Below are 5,974 nucleotides of genomic sequence, written 5' to 3'. Positions count from 1 at the left end.
GTACTTGATGGGAAACTGTCTGGGAGAGTAGGACGCAGCCAAGTAAGTAAGGACTTCAATATGAAGTCCTTTTTTAATGCTTAAAATGTAAATAAAAAATATTAAAGAAGATTGTTTGAGTTGTAAAAATTATAAAAACACTTGTTTTTCAGCAATTATGATTCGTGAAATTTAATACATAAGCATTTTAAAAAAATATATATAAGAATAAGATCTGTTAGTAAATATTAAGTGAAAATTAGTATGTGTTGGCAGATTTTTGTTTTCATATATTTATAATATAGTTTAAAATAATAGGAATTTATAGCAATAAATGGTAAATAATAAGATAAAATGTCTATAAATTAAAATTATTCTATATAAAACATAGAATATTATATTTTATATTTACAAAAATGAAAATTATGATATACTAAAGTAACGTTATAAAATTAACATTTTAAATGGAGGATGTATATGTTGAAGTTAATGAGAGCGCCACATAAGTATGTACAAGGAAAAGGTGCATTAAAGGAAGTTTACAATGAAACAAAGGATTTAGGAAAAAGATTTTTATTTATATGTTCAAATAGTGGATATAAGTATTGTAAGTCTAGTATTGAAGCTGGATTTGAATCTAAAGATGCTTTTTTAAGATTTGAAGTATTTGGTGGGATTAGTTCAAACGGCGAAATTGAAAAGATGAGAAATATAGTAAAAGAAGATAAGATAGATGTTGTAGTTGCTTTAGGTGGAGGTTCAGCAATTGATACTGCCAAGGCCACTGCTTATTTTGAAAATAAAAAAGTAGTCATAATACCTACAGTAGTTGCCACTGATGCACCATGTACTGGCTTATCAGTTATATACAACAATGATGGAACTTTTGATAAATATATTTTCTATCCATCTAATCCAGATACGGTAATAGTTGATACACAGGTAATAGCAAATGCACCGACTAAGTTTTTAGTTGCTGGAATGGGGGATGCTTTGGGAACTTATTTTGAAGCTAGAGCCTGCCAGAGAGTTGGAGCTCCTTCTCTTGAAAACGGAGGACTTACTCACTCAGCAATGGCACTTTGTAAAATATGCTATGATATATTAATAGAAAATGGTGCTATGGCAAAAGAAGCTGTAGATAACAAGTTGGTTACGCCTGCAGTAGAAGCTGTTGTTGAGGCAGCAACATATTTAAGTGGAGTAGGTGCAGACAACGGTGGACTTGCAGCCGCACATTCAATTTATAATGGATTCACTGGTCTTGAAGAGTGTGAACATACAAATCATGGTGATGTGGTAGCTTTTGGAACTGTAGTTCAGCTTATAATGGAGAATGCAGCTAAGAGTGAAATAGAAGAAGTAATGGAATTTATGTATGAAGTTGGCTTACCATTAACTCTTGATAAGCTTGGTCTTACTGATAAGTCAAGAGTTATTATTGCATGTGAAAAAGCTTGTGCAGAAGGCGAAACAATTCATAATATGGTAGGAGATGTTACTCCTGAAATTCTCGAAAATGCAATTCTTATGGCTGATATATTAGGAAGAAAGTTTATAAATAATAAGTAAATCATTGTAGCAGGCAATAAATAGTATATATCAATAATAAATTGTTAATAAATAATATGCTTATACATATGCTTTAAATATAAAATTGGCACTGATAGTATAAAACTTCTATCGGTGCCAATTTGTGTATATATGGGTTTAGTTTATAGATCTCAGATTTTTCATACTAAGGTCAAGTATTTTAGCAGAGTGGGTAAGAGCTCCAATAGATATATAGTCTACACCAATTTCAGCAATTTCTTTTACATTGTCTAATGAAACATTTCCAGAAAACTCTATTATAGCTTTATTCCCTATTAATTTAATGGCACTTTTTGCAGTATTTATATCCATGTTATCTAGCATTATAATATCTACATTAGAATCGAGTGCTTCTTTGACCATATCTATATTTTCTGTTTCTACTTCTATTTTTCTTACGAATGAAGAATTTTCTCGTATTTTTTTTACCGCATTTTTTATTCCACCAGCGGCGTCAATGTGGTTATCTTTTAACATTATTCCATCAGAAAGATTAAATCTATGGTTCATACCACCAGCTCTTGTTACAGCATATTTTTCTAATATTCTAAGACCAGGTGTTGTTTTTCTAGTATCGACAATTACAGCTTTAGTGTGTGATACTTTATTTACAAATTTTTTTGTAATTGTGGCAACTCCACTCATTCTTTGCAGTAAGTTTAGTGCAGTTCTTTCTCCCATTAAGATTTTTCTAGTATTACCTCTAATTTCTGCTATTTTTTCTCCACTTTTTACAGCGTTTCCATCTGAAATAAAACTGATTACCTCAATGTCTCCAATTATTGTAAAAACCCTTTTAAAGATATCTATTCCGGCTATAATACCATCTTCTTTGCATATTAAATCTACTACAGATATACTATTTTTATCTATAAGATTTTCTGTGGAAATATCAGAGAAAGGTATGTCTTCTTTTAAAGCATTTACAATTATTTCATCTATATAAGCATAGTTAAGCATCTATATAACCTCCATGTTCTTTAATTGTCTTTATTACAAGATCTTTGTTTTCCTTTTTTATAGTTTCGATGTCTTTATTAATTTTATCTACATTTATGTGTAGTATACTTTTATTTTTTATATTTTTATTTATAAAATTAGCAGCTCTTTTTCCAAAGACTAGCCCTTCTAATAGTGAATTGCTGGCAAGTCTATTGGCACCATGGATTCCTGTGCAACTTGTTTCTCCAACTGCAAAAAGATTCTCCATAGAAGTTTTACTGTCTGTATTGGCCTTTATTCCACCCATAAAATAGTGTTGTGCTGGGGAAACTGGAATGGCTTCTTTTGTTATATCTATTCCTTTTTCAAGGCAGTTTTCATAGATAAGAGAAAAACGATTTTTTAAATATTCCGCATCCATAAATGAGGCATCAAGAAGAACATATTGGCTATTAGTATCTTTCATTTGCTTAAGTATAGCTTTTGAAACAATATCTCTTGGAAGAAGCTCGTCTACAAATCTATTTCCATTGATGTCCTTTAGAATAGCCCCCTCACCTCTAAGTGATTCTGAAATTAAAAATCTTCGACCATTATTATTCTTATCATAAAAAGCAGTTGGATGAATTTGAATATAATTAATATCTTTAAGTTCTATACCGTGCTTAATAGCAGCAGCAATTCCATCACCATTTAAAATTCTTTGGCTTGTGGAGTTGTTATACAGTCCACCTATACCACCGCAAGCTAGGATAGTATATTTCGAAAAAATATTAATTTGTTTGCTATCCTTTACTACTATAGCACCTACACATTTGCCTTCACTCTCTATAATGTCTATAAAAAAACTATTTTCCCATATATTGATATTTTTAGATTTCAAAGCATTTAGAATAAGAGTTTTTTCAACATTCTCTCCTGTATGATCTTTAGAGTGGACAATTCTACTTATTGTGTGAGCGCCTTCTTTTGTATAGTCTATTTCTCCACTGCTATTTTTATCTAATTCTATTCCCATGTCGATAAGATCGTTTAGACGATCAATAGATTCTTCAGCGAGAACTTTAACTGCATCTAAATCATTTTTGTATTTACCTGCTTTAAGGGTGTCTTCAATGAATAGGGGTATATCCTCCTTATTTCTGGCTACAGATATCCCTCCTTGAGCAAGTTTTGTATTTGTGCAATCTACCTTATCTTTTGAAATTACAAGAACATTTAAGTCCTTGCTAATGTTTAGGGCACTGTTTAGTCCGGCAACTCCAGAACCAATAACAAGAACATCTGTATCTATACAATCAGTGCCTTCTTTATCTTTATATATATAACCTGAATTTTCTCCAGCAAAATTGAGGTCGTTGAAAATAGCTTCCATAGTATTTAATATCCTCCATTAATGTATTAAAATATAATATCTATTGTTTATAACTTAATTTATTACTTTCCTAATTTATGCATGTTTTCAAGAGAAATAAGTGCTTTCTTTCTTATATTTTCATCAAGTGTAATTTCTTCAACTTCTTCAGAAAGAGCCTTATAAACATCTTCTAGTCTTGTTTTTTTCATATTAGGACAGACGATATTTTCAGGGAAATAAAATTTCTTGTTTGGATTATTTTTTTCCAAGCTATATAATATACCGGATTCCGTACATATAATATATTCACTACATTGATTTTCTGTAGCAAATTTAATGATTCCGCTTGTGCTGCCTACATAGTCGCTGATTTCTCGAACTTCCTTTCTACATTCAGGATGAGTGAGAACTAATGCATTTGGATGCAGTTTTTTCATATTTAGAATGCTTTCTTTTTCTATTCTATGGTGTGTAGGACAGAAGCCATTCCATAGAATAAATTCTTTTTCTGGAAAGAATTCTGATAGATACTCACCAAGATTTTTATCAGGTAAGAATAGAATTTTGTTATTATCTACATTTTTTAATATTTCGATAGCGCTTGATGAAGTAACAGATACATCGCATAATGCCTTTACTTCATAAGAAGAATTAATATAGCAAACTTTAAGAGCATCTGGATGTTTGGCTATCATATCTTCTAAATCTTCAGGAATAGCCATATCTGCCATTGGACAAGATGATTCGACTGCAGGAAGGATTACTGTTTTTTCAGGAGATAGTATCTTTGCGCTATCAGCCATAAATTTAACTCCACAAAAAACAATAAAATCTTTATCTGAATTCATAGCCAGTTCACTAAGGTAATATGAATCACCTGTGTAGTCAGCGATTTCCTGAATTTCAGGATTTTGGTATAAATGAGCAAGTATAAGTGCATTTTTTTCTTTTTTTAGTTTTAAAATATCATTTTTTAAATGATCTATATTATTAGTCATGTCAATACTCCTTAAATAGTTGTTTTCTATATGTACAGCTAAGTGTATATACATATGTAAATACAATTATAACATTATGAATAAATCTATACAATGAAAAAAGAAAGAATCTTTAATAAAGAGACAAGGCATAGTCTATTTAAAGATTTAAAATATTAAAAAAGAATCTAAAAAAAGTGTTTTTTAAATACTTTTTTTAAAAAGGTATGCTATAAGCCAGTCCCAAATAAGCATTAATTCTAAAAAAATATTGAAAAAAGATATCCATAAAAAATAACTATTATAGTTATAAAATATAGTGATAAAAGAAAAGTATTAATTAATTAGAATAATTTGATATAAATTGAAAAAAATTCTTTTCTTAGAAATATTATTGATATATAATATAACGATAGAATAATAATTGTTTTAAAATAGAGAGAGGTGTATATATGTTAGAATTGAGGATGGTAAAAAAAGGTGAAGAAGAATTAGCTTTAAATTTTATAGACGAAGCAAGAGTATACTTAAAAGAACAAGGCATTGAGCAGTGGCAAAATGGCTATCCAAGCATGGATACAATAAAAGAAGATGTTGAGTTTTTAAGAGGATACTTTATAGTTAAGGATAATAAAGAAATAGGTTATATATGTGTTGATATAGATGGAAAAGCAGGATACCAAGAAATAGATGGTGAGTGGAAAGCATCTGGAAGATACTCTGTAATCAACAGAATGACAATAAGTAAGAAAAGTAGAGATAAGGGACTTGCAGATGCAGCCTTTAAGTTAGCTGAAGAAATATCAACTAAAAGAAATGTTAATATAATAAGAATAGCTACAGATATAAGTAATAAAAAAATGCAACATATAATAGGTAAGTTAGGATATTATCACTGTGGAAATATAGTGTCAGCAGATGGTGGAATAAGATTGGCATATGAAAAAGTTATAGAAATGTAAAAAAACTATTGACGACTTAAAAATAAAGTGATATATTATTACTTGTCCTTTAAAAAGAGGAAAGCATAGAATAAAAAAGTTTTTAATAAGTTAAAACTAAAAAATAAAAAAAGTATTGACAAAAAACTTTAGATATGTTACTATAAATAAGTCGTCAATAGACG

At 29.5% G+C, this 5,974-nt stretch carries 5 protein-coding genes; 2 read left to right on the top strand and 3 right to left on the bottom strand.

Going from position 1 to position 5,974, the window contains the following annotated elements; translation table 11 throughout:
- The first annotated feature begins 456 nt into the window (after positions 1 to 456).
- The gene (locus BMY82_RS09010; RefSeq protein WP_330386713.1) at positions 457 to 1,551 is read left to right on the top strand and encodes a glycerol dehydrogenase; all 1,095 of its coding nucleotides are present in this window, start codon (positions 457 to 459) and stop codon (positions 1,549 to 1,551) included.
- Positions 1,552 to 1,689: 138 nt separating this feature from the next.
- Here BMY82_RS09010 and nadC read toward each other — a convergent pair whose 3' ends face one another.
- The 3 genes from nadC to nadA all read right to left on the bottom strand — a co-directional run bounded on the left by nadC (position 1,690) and on the right by nadA (position 4,869).
- Positions 1,690 to 2,532: a carboxylating nicotinate-nucleotide diphosphorylase gene (gene nadC, locus BMY82_RS09005; RefSeq protein ID WP_091976219.1), complete on the bottom strand. Its 843-nt coding sequence runs from the start codon at positions 2,530 to 2,532 to the stop codon at positions 1,690 to 1,692.
- Complete coding sequence (locus BMY82_RS09000) at positions 2,525 to 3,889, bottom strand: L-aspartate oxidase (protein ID WP_091976218.1); 1,365 nt, start codon at positions 3,887 to 3,889, stop codon at positions 2,525 to 2,527. The genes nadC and BMY82_RS09000 overlap by 8 nt, the downstream gene beginning before the upstream one ends.
- Before the next feature lie 62 nt (positions 3,890 to 3,951).
- A complete protein-coding gene (gene nadA, locus BMY82_RS08995; RefSeq protein WP_091976217.1) occupies positions 3,952 to 4,869 on the bottom strand; it encodes a quinolinate synthase NadA in 918 nt (305 codons plus the stop codon).
- 431 nt (positions 4,870 to 5,300) lie between these two features.
- Here nadA and BMY82_RS08990 point away from each other — a divergent pair, with 431 nt between their 5' ends.
- Positions 5,301 to 5,810 carry a GNAT family N-acetyltransferase gene (locus BMY82_RS08990; RefSeq protein WP_091976216.1) on the top strand — a complete coding sequence of 170 codons (510 nt, stop codon included), beginning with the start codon at positions 5,301 to 5,303 and terminating at the stop codon, positions 5,808 to 5,810.
- The last annotated feature ends 164 nt before the right edge of the window (positions 5,811 to 5,974 follow it).

The sequence above is a fragment of the Peptostreptococcus russellii genome (genome assembly GCF_900110295.1).
In the GTDB taxonomy this organism is placed as follows: domain Bacteria; phylum Bacillota; class Clostridia; order Peptostreptococcales; family Peptostreptococcaceae; genus Peptostreptococcus; species Peptostreptococcus russellii_A.
This window is presented reverse-complemented; position numbering and strand designations above follow the sequence as displayed.